Here is a 14682-nt window from a genome sequence, read left to right as displayed (position 1 = left end):
CGTGCGGGGTCATCCATGCAGCGACAAGCGCCACACGCGATAGGGTTGATCGGGATGCAGGGTCAGTTCGCGGATCTGCCCCTGCCATGGCTCGCTGCGCTCGGCCAGCAGGTCCTCGGCAATCAGCCGGCCCGTGTCGGCCTCGCCGAACAGCCAGAAGGGCGCCTCGATGCGCGCCGCCTGCTGCTGGAAAGGATCCAGGCTGATGGCCGCGAGGATGAAATTGCCGCGGCCAGGCGTGGACTTGCAGAACGCCAGCACGCGGTCGTTGCCGCTATGCACCAAGGTCAGGCCCCGATGGCTCTGCAGCGCCGGGTTGGTCCGCCGGATCTGGTTCAGGCGGGTGATCTCCGCGCGGATGTTGCCCGGCGCAAACCAGTCGCGCTGGCGCAATTCGTACTTTTCGGAGTCCAGGTATTCCTCCTTGCCCGGCAAGGCCGCCGACTCGCACAGCTCGAAGCCGCTGTACATGCCCCACAGGCCGGATCCCAGCGCCGCCAGCGCGGCGCGTATCAGAAAGCCCGGGCGGCCCGAGGACTGCAGGAAGTAGGGATTGATGTCCGGCGTGTTGACGAAGAAGTGCGGGCGGAAGAAATCGGCGGCGGGCGGCGTGGAGACTTCCTCCAGGTAGGATTCCAGTTCCGCCTTGTCATTGCGCCAGGTGAAGTAGGTGTAGGACTGGGTAAAGCCGATCTTCGCCAGCCGGTACATCATCTTGGGCCGTGTGAAGGCTTCGGACAGGAAAATCACGTCGGGATGCTGGGCATGGACCTCGGCGATCAGCCACTGCCAGAATGGCAGCGGCTTGGTATGCGGGTTGTCGACCCGGAAGGTGCGCACGCCATGCTGTACCCAGAACAGCACCACGTCGCGCAGCGCACGCCACAGGGTCAGCTTGCGCGCGCGGCGCGCGGCGGCGCCGTAGAAGGCGACATTGACGATGTCCTGGTACTTCTTCGGCGGATTTTCCGCATAGCGCAGCGAACCGTCCGGACGCCAGGAGAACCAGTCCGTGTGCCGCGCCAGCCACGGGTGGTCCGGCGAGCACTGGATTGCGAAGTCCAGCGCCACTTCCATGCCGTGGGCGCGGGCGGCATCCACCAGCCTAAGGAACCCGTCCAGTCCGCCCAGCAGCGGTTCAACCGCGTCGTGCCCGCCGTCGGCCGAACCGATGGCATAGGGACTGCCCACGTCGCCGGGTTCGGCGCGCAGGCTGTTGTTGCGCCCCTTGCGGTTGCGTTGCCCGATGGGGTGTATGGGCGGGAGATACAGCACGTCGAATCCCATCTCGCGCACATCTGGCAGCCGTGCGATCACATCGTCGAAGGTGCCGTGCTGGCCGGGCTGCATGGATTGCGAGCGCGGAAACAGCTCATACCAGCTGGCGTGGCAGGCCTGGCTGCGATCCACCCAGACCGGATAGGGCGCGGGGCTGACGTATTCGAAAGGGCGGTCGTCCAGTTCGCGCATGGTGCCGGCCAGGTCTTCGTCCAGCAGTGCATCGATCTGTTGCGGTGTGGGCGCAGCCAGCTCGCCTTCGGTGGCCTTGGCGAACCTTTGCAGGGTCTCGCGCAACCTCATGGCGCCGGGGTGCGACGCGTTGCGGGCGCGCGCGAGCGCTGCGCGCAGCATCAGCAGGCCTTCCTCCACTTCCAGGCGCAGGTCCACGCCGGCCTGGTGTTTCACCTCCAGGTCATGGCGGAAAGTCTGCCAGGCGTCGAGCCAGGCGTGCACCACGAACTCGTGCGGCCCGATGCGGCGCGGACGGAACGAGGCTTCCCAGCGGTCGTTCAAGCCGCGCGTGAAGGGCGCGGCGCGCCAAGAACTTTCATCCGCCGCCCGCCAGCGCAGTTCTGCGGCCAGCAGTTCATGGCCGTCCATGTAGATGTCGGCGCTGACGGGAATCCGCTCATGCGGGATGCTCTTGATGGGGAAGGCGCCACTATCCACGGTCGGACTGACCTGCTCGACCACGATGCGCTGGCTGATGGCGCCATCCATGCGGCGCGCCACGTGGCGCGAGGCTTCGCGCACCGGATGCGTGGGTTCGAGCAGATACATGGCGCAACCGGCGGGCGCAATGGCATTGCCTTGCAGCGCCAGGCCGTCCGGCACGCCTTCGGACAGGAAATCGGCCGGCGGCAGCAGCGGCGCCAACGCGTCCCAATCCACGCTTGCCTCCTCCGTATCCGAAGGATTGAGCGCCAGTACGGCGGTGCCGGCCGCGCAGTCGCGCAGCAGCAGGGTGCAGTGGCCGTCGCGCCCGCCGGCCAGACGCAGCGGGCCGCGCAATCCGGCTTGTCCAAACCAGCGATTGGCCTCGGCTACGTCGGGCAACCGGGCATCGTCCTCGTCGTCGAACATGAGGACATCCGCGGATAGCGCCGCGGCCCAGGCGCCGCGCTTGTCCGGGGCCACGCGCGGCGGCGAAGCGATGACGGGTGCGATGGCGCGCAGCCTGCCGTCTTCCTCCGCCAGCCAGCCGGACTTGTAGTCCCACCAGGGCAAGGACGAGCACAGGCCATCCAGACCCGCGCCGCGCAGGGCCGCCAGCGACTCGGGCGTCAGTCCCTGCGCCCAGGCAAACAATTGCGCGGTGCGATCCGGGCCGCCCACTGCCGCTGCCAATGCCGCCCAATCCTGGGCCGGCAGGCATTGCGGCGCGTGAAAGACGTAGCCTGCGGCGCCCCGTTCGGTCCAGCGCTTCAGCCGCGCGCTCCAGGCCTGCACAAAGCCGGGCGGTGGCGGCCCCGGGCGCAAGTGCAGCGCCTCGCGCACGTCGATGCTCATGCGCGGATCGCGCGCGGGGTTTTCGGCGGGCGGTTGGTACCAGCCGGGGCCCGCCGTGTCGGCTACGGCGCCAATGGCGCAGCGGTCCATGACGATATCGAGATACAGGGCCAGGCCATGTTCAGCAAGCGGCCCGGCTGCGTGCGCGATCCAGTCGGCCATGGCCACGCGCTTGCCTGCCAAAAGCGCGCTGTCGGCATCCAGCGGGGCGGGCGAAGCGCCTTCCGGCCCCGACAGCCAGGGCGCCGGCATCAGCAAGGCATTGAATCCGCGTTGCCGCAGGCGTGAATAAACGGCCGGCCCCAGCTCGCCGCCACGGGCGCGGACGTCCCCGGTTGCGCCGCCACGGGCGTGGTAGAGGCGCAGGGGAGCGTGGGGATGGATAGGCGGGGCTGTGGGCACCTGCGGTTCCTCCTGTGGGCGGGCCTAGACTGCGGGCGCGGGCAACGGCCCGCCAGAACGCTGGCCAGCGCGCAGGGCGGCCACCTCGGCCACGGTTGGCACGCGGGGCCTCCTGCCGGTATCGGCCAGCGCGCGATAGAGCTCGGCGTAGGGCGCCACGGCGGCGCGCCAGCTGAAATCCGCGCTCATGGCGTTGCGCTGCATGGTGCGCCAGAGCATGGCGTCCTCGCGCAAGCTCAGGGCGCGGGCGATGGCCGCGGCCATGGCCGCAGGGTCGTCGCCGTCGAACAGCAAGCCGTTGGAACCGGCCATTGCCGAGAGCGGCGCGCGCGGCCCGGGATCGTCGATCGTGTCGGCCATGCCGCCCACCCGCGAGCCTATCGGGATGGAGCCGTAGCGCATCGCGTACAGAGGCGTCAGGCCGAACGGCTCGAAGCGGCTGCCGTGCAGCAGCATGTCGGAGCCCGCGTGCAGCCGGTGCGCCACTGCCTCGTCATAGCCGATGCGGGTGGCGCAGCGCCCGGGAAAGCGCGCGCACAGCAGTTTCAGGGCCTCTTCCAGGCGACGGTCGCCCTGGCCAAGAATCGCGACCTGCAGGCGCGGGTGGCGCTCCAGCGCCTGCGGCAAGGCCTGCGCGGCGACATCCGCCATCTTCTGTTCCGTCAAGCGGCTGCCCATCGCCAGGAGCACGGCTTCGGCGTCCTCATGCAACTCGAACTCGCGCTGCAGGGCCGCCTTGCAGCGAGCCTTGCGGCCCAGGTCGCGCGCCGAGAACCGCAATGAGCCCAGATGCGGATCGCGCACCGGATTCCACACCATGTTGTCGATGCCGTTGGGGATGGCCACCAGATCGGCGGCGCGCCGCCGCAGCAGCCCCTCCAGCCCGCAGCCGAAGGCGGGCGTCAGGATTTCCCGGGCGTAGGTATGGCTGACGGTGGTGACGCGGTCGGCGTAGCGGATGCCGGTCTTGAGAAAATTCAAGCGGCCCCAGGCGCCGGCGGCTTCGTCGTTACGGTAGCGTTCAGGGATGCCCAGGGCGGCGGCGCACTCCATCGGGAACTGTCCCTGGAACGCCAGGTTGTGGATGGTCATGATGCTTTTGACGTCGCCCGGGCCGTATTCCCGCAGCAACAGCGGCACGAGTCCGGCGTGCCAGTCGTGCGCATGCAGCAGTTGCGGCCGCGCGATGCCGGGCAGGCCGCCCGCCACGCGCACCGCCGCATGGGCCAGCGCCGCGTAGCGCAGCGCATTGTCGGCGTGCTCGCGGTTGTCTTCGTTCAGATAGATGCCAGGCCGGTCATAAAGCGCGTCGTTTTCCAGCAGCAGGAAGTCCAACCCCGACTGCGGGCAATGCCCCGCCAGGAGCTGCGCTTCGCCGCCCGGCAGGTTGTGCAGCGGCGCCACTACCCGCAAGCGCTCCAGCCGCTGGCGCACGCCGCGGTAGGCCGGAAGCAGCACCGTCACGGGCACGCCGGCTTCGCACAGCCCGCGCGCCATGCCCGTTATGGCGTCCCCCAGGCCGCCCGTCTTCGCCAGGGGAAACGCTTCACCCGCCACTACCAGGGTTCGAATCTTTGTCATGCCAACTCCCTTTTAGGCGGATCGTCGAGCGCGTCCGCCGCAGGGATTTCATCCGCAAGCGCCGTGCCCGCGCCGGCACCGTCGCAGGCGTTAGAACGCCGGGAACGGCAATTGCTGATTCAGGCGTTCTGTCGGAATGCAGGCAAACGCGGGAGCATCGAATGAAGACTGTGGCGGACTTTGTGCTGGAACGGCTGTCGCAATGGGGGGTCAGGAGGATCTACGGCTACCCAGGGGACGGCATCAATGGCCTGATCGGCGCATTCGGCCGCACCCAGGAGCCGTTGGAGTTCGTCCAGGCCCGCCACGAAGAGGCCGCCGCGTTCATGGCCTGCGCCCACGCCAAGTTCACCGGCCAGGCCGGGGTCTGCCTGGCGACCTCCGGTCCAGGCGCCATTCACTTATTGAACGGCCTGTACGACGCCAAGCTGGACCATCAGCCTGTCGTGGCCCTGGTCGGCCAGCAAGCCCGCAGCGCCCTGGGCGGCGACTACCAGCAGGAGGTCGACCTGATCAGCCTGTTCAAGGACGTGGCGCACGATTACGTGCAGATGGCCGCGACCGCCGAACAGGCGCGCCACATGATCGACCGCGCCATGCGCATCGCCCTGGAGCGGCGCAGCGTGACCTGCGTCATTTTTCCAAACGATGTGCAGGATTTGCCGGCGGTGGAAAAGCCCGCCCGCGAACATGGCACCGTGCCGACGGGCATAGGCTTGACCTCGCATGCCGGCGTACCCGGCGAGGCTGCGTTGCGCAATGCCGCCGACATCCTCAACCGCGGCGAACGGGTCGCCATGCTGGTCGGGGCGGGCGCGCTGCAGGCCGGCGCGCAAGTGCGCCAGACCGCTGAACTGCTGGGCGCTGGCGTGGCCAAGGCGCTGCTGGGCAAGGCGGCGGTGCCCGACAGCCTGCCGTACGTCACGGGCTGCATCGGATTGCTGGGCACGCAGCCCAGCTGGGACATGATGAACGAGTGCGACACCTTGCTGATGGTGGGCACGTCGTTCCCGTATTCGGAATTCCTGCCGCCGCCGGGACAGGCGAGGGCGGTGCAGATCGATCTGGACGGCCGCAAGCTCAGCCTGCGCTATCCCGTGGAACTTGGCCTGGTCGGCGACAGCCGGCTGACCCTGCAGGCGCTGATTCCCTTATTGCAGCCCAAGACCGCGCGCCGCTGGCGCGAACGCATCGAGGCCAAGGTCGCGCGCTGGCACGAAACCGTGGAGGCCCGCGCAATGGTGCAGGCCAAGCCGCTGAATCCGCAACGACCCTTCCTGGAACTGTCGAAACGGCTGCCGCCGCGCAGCATTCTGACCTGCGACTCGGGCTCGGCGGCGAACTGGTACGCGCGCGACATCGCGCTGCGCGAAGGGATGATGGGCTCGGTATCGGGCGGCCTGGCCACCATGGGCTGCGGCGTGCCGTATGCGCTTGCCGCCAAGCTGGCGCATCCGGATCGGCCCGTCATTGCGCTGGTCGGAGATGGCGCCATGCAGATGCTGGGCATGAACGAGCTGATCACCATCGCCCACCGCTGGAAGGACTGGGCCAACCCGACCTTGATCGTCATGGTCCTGAACAACGGCGACCTGAATCTGGTCACCTGGGAGCAGCGCGTCATGGGCGGCGACCCCAGGTTCGCGGATTCGCAATGGCTGCCCCAGCTTTCCTATGCGGAGTACGGCCGCCTGTTAGGCCTGGAGGGCATACGGGTGGACAGCCCGGACGCCGTGGGAGACGCCTGGGATCAAGCCTTGGCGGCAACCCGTCCGGTCGTGCTGGAAATGGTGACCGACCCCGAGATGCCGCCCTTGCCGCCGCACATCCCGGCCAGGCAGGTGGCCGCGTACTTCCAGGCGCTGCGCAAGGAAGAGGGCGGCGCGGCGGGCGCGGCCTTGCGCGCGACCATCAAGCAATGGTGGGCCGGTTGAGGCCGCGGCCGCATCGATCGCATTTCGTCGTTCAGGAGCATGCCATGACCAAGTCCAAACCTTCCGGGCCCGCCCGGCCCGCGGACCCCAAGCAACCGGGTCCGGAGCAGCATCCCGCCGAACAGTCCAACCCCGACCCTGGCGGGCATGAGACCGACCGGCACGGCCGTTGGCCGCCCGACAGCCTGCCCAACCCCATGCCGGGACTGGATCCCCAGCAGACGCCGGGAATCGACAGGCTTTGACGGACCGCGGCCTTCCGCGGCACATTTTTTTCACGAGGAGCACGTATGAACAAGCACCATGGATTGCGGGACATGTTTCAACCGGCCGACAACGCCACGCGCACGATGCGCGAGCTGATCTCCGGCACCGAGGCGCTCTTGCGCAGCACGGCGAGCTACGGCGGATCCGAGATCGAATCGGCGCGCGACAGCCTCAAGCACCAACTGGAGGCTGCCCGCGAACACGCCAAGGGCTGGGAACGGGCGGCCTGGGACCGCGCCAGGCATGCCTCCCATGCCGCCGACGAGTACGTCCACGAAAACGCCTGGAAGAGCCTGGCGGGCGCGGCGCTGATCGGAGTACTGGCGGGGGTGTGCCTCATGTCCGACCATAAGCGCCGCTGAGCGCCTAATCCTTTTTGCCCATTGATGGGGCGGGGCGTTTCCAGGACCATGCTCGGATTGCGCCGCAACACCGGAATCCACGATGAACCTCGACCCAGCCGCGCCACGCCGCAGATCGCTATGGGGGAAAGCCTTCGCGGTCGTAACCCTGATCGCGGCCGTGGCCGTCGTGCTGGCGTTCGCCGCCCTGCGCATCGCCGAGCAGCGCATCGCCAACATGCTGGGGCCGCGCGGCGAGGTGGGACAGGTGGATATCGGCTACCGGCAGGTGATCCTGAAGGACGTGACGATATCTGGCGGCACGGGGCAGGCCGGCGCCCGCGCGCGGCACGTGATCCTGGAGCCGGAGTGGTCTGCCTTTCTGCGGCACGAGGCCGTCTTCAAGACCGTCATCATCGAAGGCTTCGACTTCACCGTGGTGCGCAGGGCGAATGGCGACATGGACATCGCGCCCGCCTTGCAGTCTTCCTTGCGGGCCGGCGCAGGCAATGACGGCCAATCCCGGCGCAATACTCCGATCCGCATCGCGCAACTGATCCTGCGCGACGGCCGGCTGGATTTCGAGGACGCGGCGGTCTCCCGGCCCGCGCATCAGATCCCGTTTTCTGGCGTCCAGGCGAGCCTGCGTCCGCTGACCCTCCCCGGCGACGGCGCGCGCAGCGAGATGGAATTCTCCGGCAATGTCGAAGGCAACCGCAACGGCGCGGCCACGGTACGGGCGCAAGGTTGGCTGGTGCTGGGCAGCACGGATGCCGACATCAAGGTGGCGGTGCGCAACATGGACATCCAGCATGCCGCGCCGTACCTGGCGGACAACGGCGCCACGTCCTTGGCTGCGGGCGCCATGGACCTGGACATGCGTACCGCCATCGCCAAGCGGCAGCTGCAGGCCACGGGTACCGTGGCCCTGCGCGGCTTGCGCTTTGGCGGCAACGGCGACCTGTTTTCCTTGCCGCGCAAGGCGGTGCTGGCGGCGCTGAAGGACCAAAGCGGCACGCTGCGCTTCGACTTTGCCCTGGCGGGCGACCTGGACAATCCCAAGTTTTCCGTCACGCGCGGCTTTGCCGCCCAGGTGGCTCAGGGCTTCAGCCATGCGATCGGGGTGGGCGCCGAGGGCGCGGCCGAAGGCGTCACCGGCGCGGTGAAGGAATTGGGCAATGCCTTGTCGGACCTGCTCACGCCTAAACCTTGAACGACTGGCCCGTGTTGTTGCCGCGGCCGCCGTCCGCGGCGGGCTGAGCGTGGCCACCCGCGTGCGCGCGCCGGCGCCTGAGCTTCACCTCCATCACGCCAAAGGCTGCCAGCGCCAGGAACAAAGGCGCGAACGCATATAGCGCGCGGTAGGCCAATACCGCGCCCAGCACCTCGGGGGCCGGGATTCCTGGCGCGAGCGTGGCCACGAAGATGGCTTCTGTCGTGCCCAGCCCGCCCGGCACGCGGATGATCAAGGCCGCGAAGCTGGCGCACAGCAGGATGCCGAGCACCGCGGGATAACTGGCCTTGCCCTGCAGCAGCAGGTGGATGATGGCGCCCATGATCACCCACGACAATGCCGCAACCGCGCTCTGCGCCGCCGCCATGCCGGCGCGGGGCAACACGGCGTGCTGTCCCATCAAGGTCCAGGACCGCCGCGTGGCCCGCGCACATACTGCCACGTAGCCGGCCGCCAGCAACAACAGCGCCGCACCCAGCACGCGCAGCAGATTCGAACCGATGGCCCACCCCTGCGGCACGGGCACGGCGCCCGCGACGAACAGCGCGCCAGCAACCCACGCGTAACCTACCCAGTTGGAGACCGCGGAAAACAGGGCCACCCGGGTCGCCACCGACTTGCGGCAGCCCAGCCGGGCGTACAGCCTGAGGCGCGCGCCCAGGCCTCCGAGCAGGACGCCCAGGCTCAGGTTCAGGGCGTAGCTCATCATGGCCACCCCCAGGGCCTTGGCCCAGGGCAGGGTATGGCGGGTGTAGCGCTTGCCCAGCAGATCCAGGGCGCCATACGCCAGGTAGCCCGCCACGACCAGCGCGGCGGCGATGGCTATCGTCCCCGGCGGTATCCTGCGCATGGCGACCCAGACCTGGGCCCAGTCGATCGAACGGCCAAAGTAGTACAGCAGCGCCGCCACCAACGTCAATACGATCACAGGCAAGGCACGCTTGACTCGCGGCCAGCGGTGGCGCCAGGCGCGCGTCAGCGTGGAGCGGAACACTCTCATGCCGACTCCTCTTGCGCCGCGATGGGCAGCGACTTCAGGCGGGGCTTGTGCGCGGGCAGGCTGCCGGCCCAGGCGGGAAAGCGCCGCAGGAAATGGAATACCACCACGCCGATCCACAGCCGCCGCAAGCGCCGCCTGGATCCCTCGGGCAGCTCGATGCGCCGGCAATCCTGTTCGATGAGCCGGTCCAGGCTGCGGCGCAGCGCGGCGTTCAAACCGGCGTCGCGCGCCACCACGTTGGCCTCCAGGTTCAGCGCCAGGCTGAGCGGGTCCAGGTTGCTGGATCCGATGGTGCTCCAGTCGCGGTCCACGCAGGCCACCTTGCCGTGCAGCGGACGCTTGCAGTACTCATAGATCTCCACGCCTGCATCGATCAGATAGTCATACAGCATGGACGCCGCCAGCCGCGCGACCAGCACGTCGGGTTCGCCTTGCAGCAGCAACCGTACGCGCACGCCGCGGCGAGCGGCGTTGGCCAGATCGTGCAGCAACTGATAACCAGGGAAAAAGTAGGCGTTGGCGATCAGCACGTCTTCGCGCGCGGCGCGCACGCCGGCACGGTAATAACGTTCGATGTCCGTCTGGTGCTCGATGTTGTCGCGCACCACCAGACGGCCGCCGCCGTCGCCCTCCGGCATGGGATCCAGACGCGCCGGCCGCCGCCGCTTGCGGGTCCACGCATCCACCGCGAGCGCCTCGCGCGCGTAGTCCGCGATGTCCGCGGCCAGCGGTCCCTCCACCAGCACCGCATAGTCCTGCTTGGCTTGCGGCCCGTAGTCCGGCAGGTGGTCAGCGGAAAAATTGATGCCGCCGACAAAGGCCATCTGGCGATCCACCGCCACGATCTTGCGGTGCATGCGCCTGAACACATTGGTGCGCACGCCGAGAAAGCGCGGGCGGGGATCGAATACGTGGACGCGGATGCCGCTTTCGGTCATGGCGCCGACAAAGGCGCCGTCCAGCTCGTCCGAGCCATAGCCGTCCACCGTCAGGTCCACGCTGACGCCGCGGCGGGCCGCGGCGATCAGGGCGCGCTGGAATTCCTGCCCCACGGCGTCGTCGAACAGGATGAAGGTTTCCACCAGCACTTCGCCGCGCGCCGCGGCGATCGCATCGAGCACGGCCGGAAAGTAGCCCGTGCCATTCTCCAGCAGCGTGTAGCGGTTGTTCTCGCGCCAGCGCAGGTTCATAGCGAGATCTCCGCGCAGATCGGCACATGGTCGGACAGGCGCGACCAGACCCGCGAGGCCAGCGGCACTGGTTGCCAATCCCGGACGTTGCGCACGTAGATGCGGTCCAGCCGCAACAGGGGCCAGCGCGCCGGAAACGTGCGGGCGGGGCGGCCCAGGCGCGACGTGAAGACCTCGCGTGTGCCGCAATCCCGCATCAGCGCGTCGGCGCGCAGGCGCCAGTCGTTGAAGTCGCCCGCGATCAGCAGCGGTTCGCCGGCGGGCACGCCTTGCGCCACCAGCTCGCACAGGCGGCGCAGCTGCTTGCCCCGGTGGCCTTCCAGCAGGCCCAGGTGCACGCATATGGCATGGACGGGCATATCCAGCGAGGGCACCCGCAGCACGCAGTGCAATAGTCCGCGGCCTTCGTGTCCATGCACCGTCACGTCATGGTTCTCGTGCTGTTCAATGGGATACCTCGACAGCAGCGCATTGCCATGATGTCCCGCCGGGTAGACCGCGTTGCGGCCGTAGGCAAAATCCGTCCACAGCGAGTCAGCCAGGAATTCGTACTGGGACAAGGCGGGCCAGCCCTGGTGCCGTTCCGCGTGCCCCTGGTGTTCTCCCAGCACTTCCTGCAGGAAAACGATGTCGGGGCTCGCCATCCTCAGCGCCTCGCGCAGTTCGTGCAGCATGAAGCGGCGGTTGAAGCTGGTGAAGCCCTTGTGCGTGTTCACGGTCAACACGGTCAGCGTGGTGGCATCGATGTAGCGGGAGGAGGGCATGGATGCTCCGGATGGGTCGATCCGCACAGCGGAGCAATCCGCGTTCCCAAAACGTAAAGAGGCGTAACCGACGGGGTGACGCCAGGCTTGTTGCGTCACAAACCGAATGAGCAAATGCGAAATGCGCAGTTCTCATCCGTGCAGGCCAGGCCTACGATCCGAAGCTTCTTCCTGGTGGACGACCCATGACCGAACTGCTGCGCATCCAGAACCTGACCGTGGACCTGCCGCCCGGCGCCGACCGGCCGCATGCGCTGCAGGACTTGTCGCTGAACATCAGCGCGGGCGAAATCGTCTGTGTGGTGGGTGAAAGCGGCTCCGGCAAATCGCTGACGGCCGGCGCGGTCCTGGGGCTGCTGCCCCAGGACGTGCGCGCCAGCGCCGGCCAGGTGCTGTGGGAAGGGCAGGATCTGCTGCGGCTGGCGCCCGAGGCCTTGCGCCGGCTGCGCGGCCAGCGCATCGGCATGATCTTCCAGGAACCGATGACGGCGCTCAATCCGCTGCGCACCATCGGCGACCAGATCGCGGAAGTGTTCCGCACCCATACCCGCCTGGGACGTGCCGATATCCGGCGCCGCACGCTGGACCTGCTGGAGTCCGTGCGGCTGCCGGACCCGCAACGGGCGCTGGGCGCCTATCCGCATGAATTGTCAGGCGGCCAGCGCCAACGCGCCATGATCGCCATGGCGCTGGCCCTGGAACCCGCCTTGCTGATCGCCGATGAACCGACCACCGCGCTGGACGTCACCACGCAGGCGCAGATCCTGCATCTGATCCACGACTTGCAGCGCCGCAAGGGCACGGCCGTGCTGTTCATTACGCACGACTTCGGCGTGGTCGCCGAGATTGCCGACCGCGTCGCGGTGATGCAGCGCGGCGTGCTGGTGGAAAGCGGCGCGGCGCGGCAGGTGCTGGAGCATCCGCGGCATCCCTACACGCGCGCCTTGATCGCAGCGGTGCCGCCGCTGGCGCCGGCCGCGGTCCGGCCGGAACTGCAGGGCGATGCGCCCATCATCCTGAGCGCGCAAGCCGTCTCCAAGACCTACCGCAAGCGCGGCTGGTTCGGCCGCCCGGGGCGCGAAACGCGGGCGCTGGACGACGTGACGCTGGCACTGAAGGAGGGCGGCACGCTGGGCATCGTGGGCGAAAGCGGGTCGGGCAAATCCACGCTGGCGCGCGCCTTGCTGGGCCTGGCGCCGCCGGACGCAGGCCGCATCACGCTGGCCGGCGCGCCCCTGGCGCTCCATGGCGGCGCAGCACGGCGCGAGCATGCGCGGCGGGTGCAGATGGTGTTCCAGGATCCCTATGGTTCATTGAATCCGCGCCAGCGCGTCGGCGAAATCGTGGCGCGCGGCCCGATCGTGCACGGCACGCCCAGGCGGGAAGCGCTGGCGCGCGCACAGGAACTGTTTGAACTGGTGGGCTTGTCGCCGGACGCCGTGCGGCGCTATCCGCATGAGTTCTCGGGCGGGCAGCGTCAGCGCATCGGACTGGCGCGCGCGCTGGCCATGCGGCCGCGCGTGCTGATTGCGGACGAGCCCGTATCGGCGCTGGACGTGTCGGTGCAGGCGCAGGTGCTGGCGCTGCTGGCGCGGCTGCGCGAGCAATTGGGCCTGTCCGTCCTCTTCATCACGCACGATCTGCGCGTAGCCGCGCAAATCTGCGACGATATCGCGGTGATGCAGAATGGACGGGTGGTGGAAGCGGGGGCCTGCGCCCAGGTCTTCGGCCAGCCCGCGCATCCCTACACGCAGGCGCTGCTTGCCGCCGTGCCGGGTCGGCGCTGGGATCCAGCCTCGGCCGCGTTGCGTCAGGCGGCCTGAGCCGCGCAACGCTATACCGTGCGGGCGGCCCAGAAGGCGGTGCGCACGGCGGGCGAGGCCGCGATGCTGGCGGTCACGCGGTCCAGGTCCAGCTCGTCGACCGAGGCTTCGCTCAATGCCGCTTCGATTTCGACTTCGTTCTCGCCGAACTGGTCTATCTTCAGTTCGGACAGGGGCAGCTGTTCGGTTTCGAGCACGTCCTCCAGCACTGTCATGGCCGCCTGCCGCTGCTCCACGTTCGCAATTACATGTATCACGGTCGTGACTTCCGTGGTCTGCGAGTCGACCGGCTGGCGGTTGACGTAGCTGACGACCGGGCGCAGCAAGGTGTTCGCCGCCAGCACGAAGGCTGTGGCGGCGACCGCTTCCAGGATCAACGATGCCCCCGCGCAGGCGCCGATGGCGGCGGAGCCCCACAGCGTGGCGGCGGTGTTCAGGCCGCGGATGCTGCCGCCTTCGCGCATGATGGCGCCGGCGCCCAGGAACCCCACGCCCGAGACCACGTAGGAAATGACGCGCGAGCCGCCATCGGCGCCGCCCACGCGAAACGCCAGGTCCACGAAGATGGCGGCGCCCACCGCCACCAGCACATTGGTGCGCAGGCCGGCCGTGCGCTGGCGGAACTGGCGCTCAAAGCCCACCACGGAGCCCAGCACGAACGCGGTCAACAGGCTGACCAGGGTATTGGCCAGCGTGATGAATTGGATGTTTTCGAAGTTCTTCATCTTCTTCTCTTCTTCTTCTACAGCATGTTATGGATGGCCGCGGACGGGCTCAGGGCAGGCGCCAGACCGACGCCAGGACCAGCAGCAGTCCGGCCAGCCAGATCAGCGCCAGCAGGACGACGCGCGCAATCATCAGGGTTTTGTACGGATCTTTCATGACAGCCTCCCGGCCGCGTTGGCGTCAGGCGGGCAGCACGGCGATGGCCGCGCCGGACTCGCATTCCCAGTGCACCCGGCGCACGTCCGGGCTCTGGCCCAGCCGCAAGGCGACCGCGCCCAGCAGATTGCGCAGATGCGGCGGGCATTGCAGCGTGACGACGGTGGACGCCAACTGACCCGATTCGGCGCGCGAGATCCGCACCGCCTGCACGCGCAGGTCCAGGTCGCGCAGTTCGTAATAGAGCTGCTTGCGCAGCGCGTTGAGCGTGTTGCCCAGGCTCACGATGGTGAATTGGTAAGTGGAAGAGGCCGTCTTGGGCGCTGCCGCCATGGGCGCGGCCGCGCCGGTACGGTCCGGGAAGGGCAGGAATTGCTTGATACGCATGATCGTCTCCTTAGCGGGGAGTACGGTGGAAGGTCCACATGCATGCGCCGCGTGGCCGATGCGCAGGCGCGCGCAACAAGGCGCAAC

The 14682-nt window shown here is 68.4% G+C and carries 12 protein-coding genes; 5 read left to right on the top strand and 7 right to left on the bottom strand.

Annotated elements, in window-relative coordinates:
* Positions 1 to 9: 9 nt before the first annotated feature.
* Together HV793_RS14410 and glgA are read right to left on the bottom strand one after the other, a co-directional pair.
* Positions 10 to 3042, bottom strand: a complete 3033-nt coding sequence (locus HV793_RS14410; protein ID WP_244958675.1) for an alpha-1,4-glucan--maltose-1-phosphate maltosyltransferase — start codon at positions 3040 to 3042, stop codon at positions 10 to 12.
* Between the two features lie 174 nt (positions 3043 to 3216).
* Entirely contained in the window at positions 3217 to 4773 is a 1557-nt protein-coding gene (gene glgA, locus HV793_RS14405) for a glycogen synthase GlgA (RefSeq protein ID WP_175213412.1), read from the bottom strand.
* A 161-nt stretch (positions 4774 to 4934) separates the two neighbouring features.
* On the opposite strand from glgA, the gene HV793_RS14400 reads away from it, so the two are divergent.
* The 4 genes from HV793_RS14400 (at position 4935) to HV793_RS14385 (ending at position 8528) form a co-directional block, all read left to right on the top strand.
* On the top strand, positions 4935 to 6707 hold the full coding sequence (locus HV793_RS14400; RefSeq protein WP_175213411.1) for a thiamine pyrophosphate-requiring protein: 1773 nt from the start codon (positions 4935 to 4937) through the stop codon (positions 6705 to 6707).
* A 44-nt stretch (positions 6708 to 6751) separates the two neighbouring features.
* The gene (locus tag HV793_RS14395) at positions 6752 to 6952 is read left to right on the top strand and encodes a hypothetical protein (protein ID WP_054454284.1); all 201 of its coding nucleotides are present in this window, start codon (positions 6752 to 6754) and stop codon (positions 6950 to 6952) included.
* A 45-nt stretch (positions 6953 to 6997) separates the two neighbouring features.
* Positions 6998 to 7336 carry an ElaB/YgaM/YqjD family protein gene (locus HV793_RS14390; RefSeq protein WP_054454286.1) on the top strand — a complete coding sequence of 113 codons (339 nt, stop codon included), beginning with the start codon at positions 6998 to 7000 and terminating at the stop codon, positions 7334 to 7336.
* Between the two features lie 82 nt (positions 7337 to 7418).
* The gene (locus HV793_RS14385; RefSeq protein ID WP_175213410.1) at positions 7419 to 8528 is read left to right on the top strand and encodes a DUF748 domain-containing protein; all 1110 of its coding nucleotides are present in this window, start codon (positions 7419 to 7421) and stop codon (positions 8526 to 8528) included.
* Here HV793_RS14385 and HV793_RS14380 read toward each other — a convergent pair.
* The 3 genes from HV793_RS14380 to HV793_RS14370 are packed head-to-tail and all read right to left on the bottom strand — an operon-like array spanning position 8518 to position 11503.
* Complete coding sequence (locus tag HV793_RS14380; RefSeq protein WP_175213409.1) at positions 8518 to 9549, bottom strand: lysylphosphatidylglycerol synthase domain-containing protein; 1032 nt, start codon at positions 9547 to 9549, stop codon at positions 8518 to 8520. The genes HV793_RS14385 and HV793_RS14380 overlap by 11 nt on opposite strands.
* On the bottom strand, positions 9546 to 10739 hold the full coding sequence (gene clsB, locus HV793_RS14375) for a cardiolipin synthase ClsB (RefSeq protein WP_119449204.1): 1194 nt from the start codon (positions 10737 to 10739) through the stop codon (positions 9546 to 9548). The genes HV793_RS14380 and clsB overlap by 4 nt, the downstream gene beginning before the upstream one ends.
* Positions 10736 to 11503 (bottom strand): endonuclease/exonuclease/phosphatase family protein, encoded by a 768-nt coding sequence (locus HV793_RS14370; RefSeq protein WP_054454294.1) that lies wholly within the window; start codon positions 11501 to 11503, stop codon positions 10736 to 10738. The genes clsB and HV793_RS14370 overlap by 4 nt, the downstream gene beginning before the upstream one ends.
* Positions 11504 to 11688: 185 nt before the next feature.
* Between HV793_RS14370 and HV793_RS14365 the strand changes: the two genes are divergently transcribed.
* Positions 11689 to 13326 (top strand): ABC transporter ATP-binding protein, encoded by a 1638-nt coding sequence (locus tag HV793_RS14365; protein WP_175213408.1) that lies wholly within the window; start codon positions 11689 to 11691, stop codon positions 13324 to 13326.
* Positions 13327 to 13337: 11 nt separating this feature from the next.
* On the opposite strand, the gene HV793_RS14360 is transcribed toward HV793_RS14365, so the two are convergent.
* Together HV793_RS14360 and HV793_RS14355 are read right to left on the bottom strand one after the other, a co-directional pair.
* Entirely contained in the window at positions 13338 to 14051 is a 714-nt protein-coding gene (locus tag HV793_RS14360; protein WP_119449206.1) for an MgtC/SapB family protein, read from the bottom strand.
* A gap of 181 nt (positions 14052 to 14232) precedes the next feature.
* A complete protein-coding gene (locus HV793_RS14355) occupies positions 14233 to 14595 on the bottom strand; it encodes a hypothetical protein (protein ID WP_175213407.1) in 363 nt (120 codons plus the stop codon).
* Positions 14596 to 14682: the final 87 nt, after the last annotated feature.

This window comes from Achromobacter aegrifaciens, assembly GCF_902859965.1.
Lineage (GTDB): Bacteria > Pseudomonadota > Gammaproteobacteria > Burkholderiales > Burkholderiaceae_B > Achromobacter > Achromobacter aegrifaciens.
This window is presented reverse-complemented; position numbering and strand designations above follow the sequence as displayed.

Coding starts and splice junctions, on each gene's coding strand:
- HV793_RS14410 (WP_244958675.1), bottom strand. CDS start 3,042: ATGCCGGCGCCCTGGCTGTCGGGGCCGGAAGGCGCTTCGCCCGCCCCG.
- glgA (WP_175213412.1), bottom strand. CDS start 4,773: ATGACAAAGATTCGAACCCTGGTAGTGGCGGGTGAAGCGTTTCCCCTG.
- HV793_RS14400 (WP_175213411.1), top strand. CDS start 4,935: ATGAAGACTGTGGCGGACTTTGTGCTGGAACGGCTGTCGCAATGGGGG.
- HV793_RS14395 (WP_054454284.1), top strand. CDS start 6,752: ATGACCAAGTCCAAACCTTCCGGGCCCGCCCGGCCCGCGGACCCCAAG.
- HV793_RS14390 (WP_054454286.1), top strand. CDS start 6,998: ATGAACAAGCACCATGGATTGCGGGACATGTTTCAACCGGCCGACAAC.
- HV793_RS14385 (WP_175213410.1), top strand. CDS start 7,419: ATGAACCTCGACCCAGCCGCGCCACGCCGCAGATCGCTATGGGGGAAA.
- HV793_RS14380 (WP_175213409.1), bottom strand. CDS start 9,549: ATGAGAGTGTTCCGCTCCACGCTGACGCGCGCCTGGCGCCACCGCTGG.
- clsB (WP_119449204.1), bottom strand. CDS start 10,739: ATGAACCTGCGCTGGCGCGAGAACAACCGCTACACGCTGCTGGAGAAT.
- HV793_RS14370 (WP_054454294.1), bottom strand. CDS start 11,503: ATGCCCTCCTCCCGCTACATCGATGCCACCACGCTGACCGTGTTGACC.
- HV793_RS14365 (WP_175213408.1), top strand. CDS start 11,689: ATGACCGAACTGCTGCGCATCCAGAACCTGACCGTGGACCTGCCGCCC.
- HV793_RS14360 (WP_119449206.1), bottom strand. CDS start 14,051: ATGAAGAACTTCGAAAACATCCAATTCATCACGCTGGCCAATACCCTG.
- HV793_RS14355 (WP_175213407.1), bottom strand. CDS start 14,595: ATGCGTATCAAGCAATTCCTGCCCTTCCCGGACCGTACCGGCGCGGCC.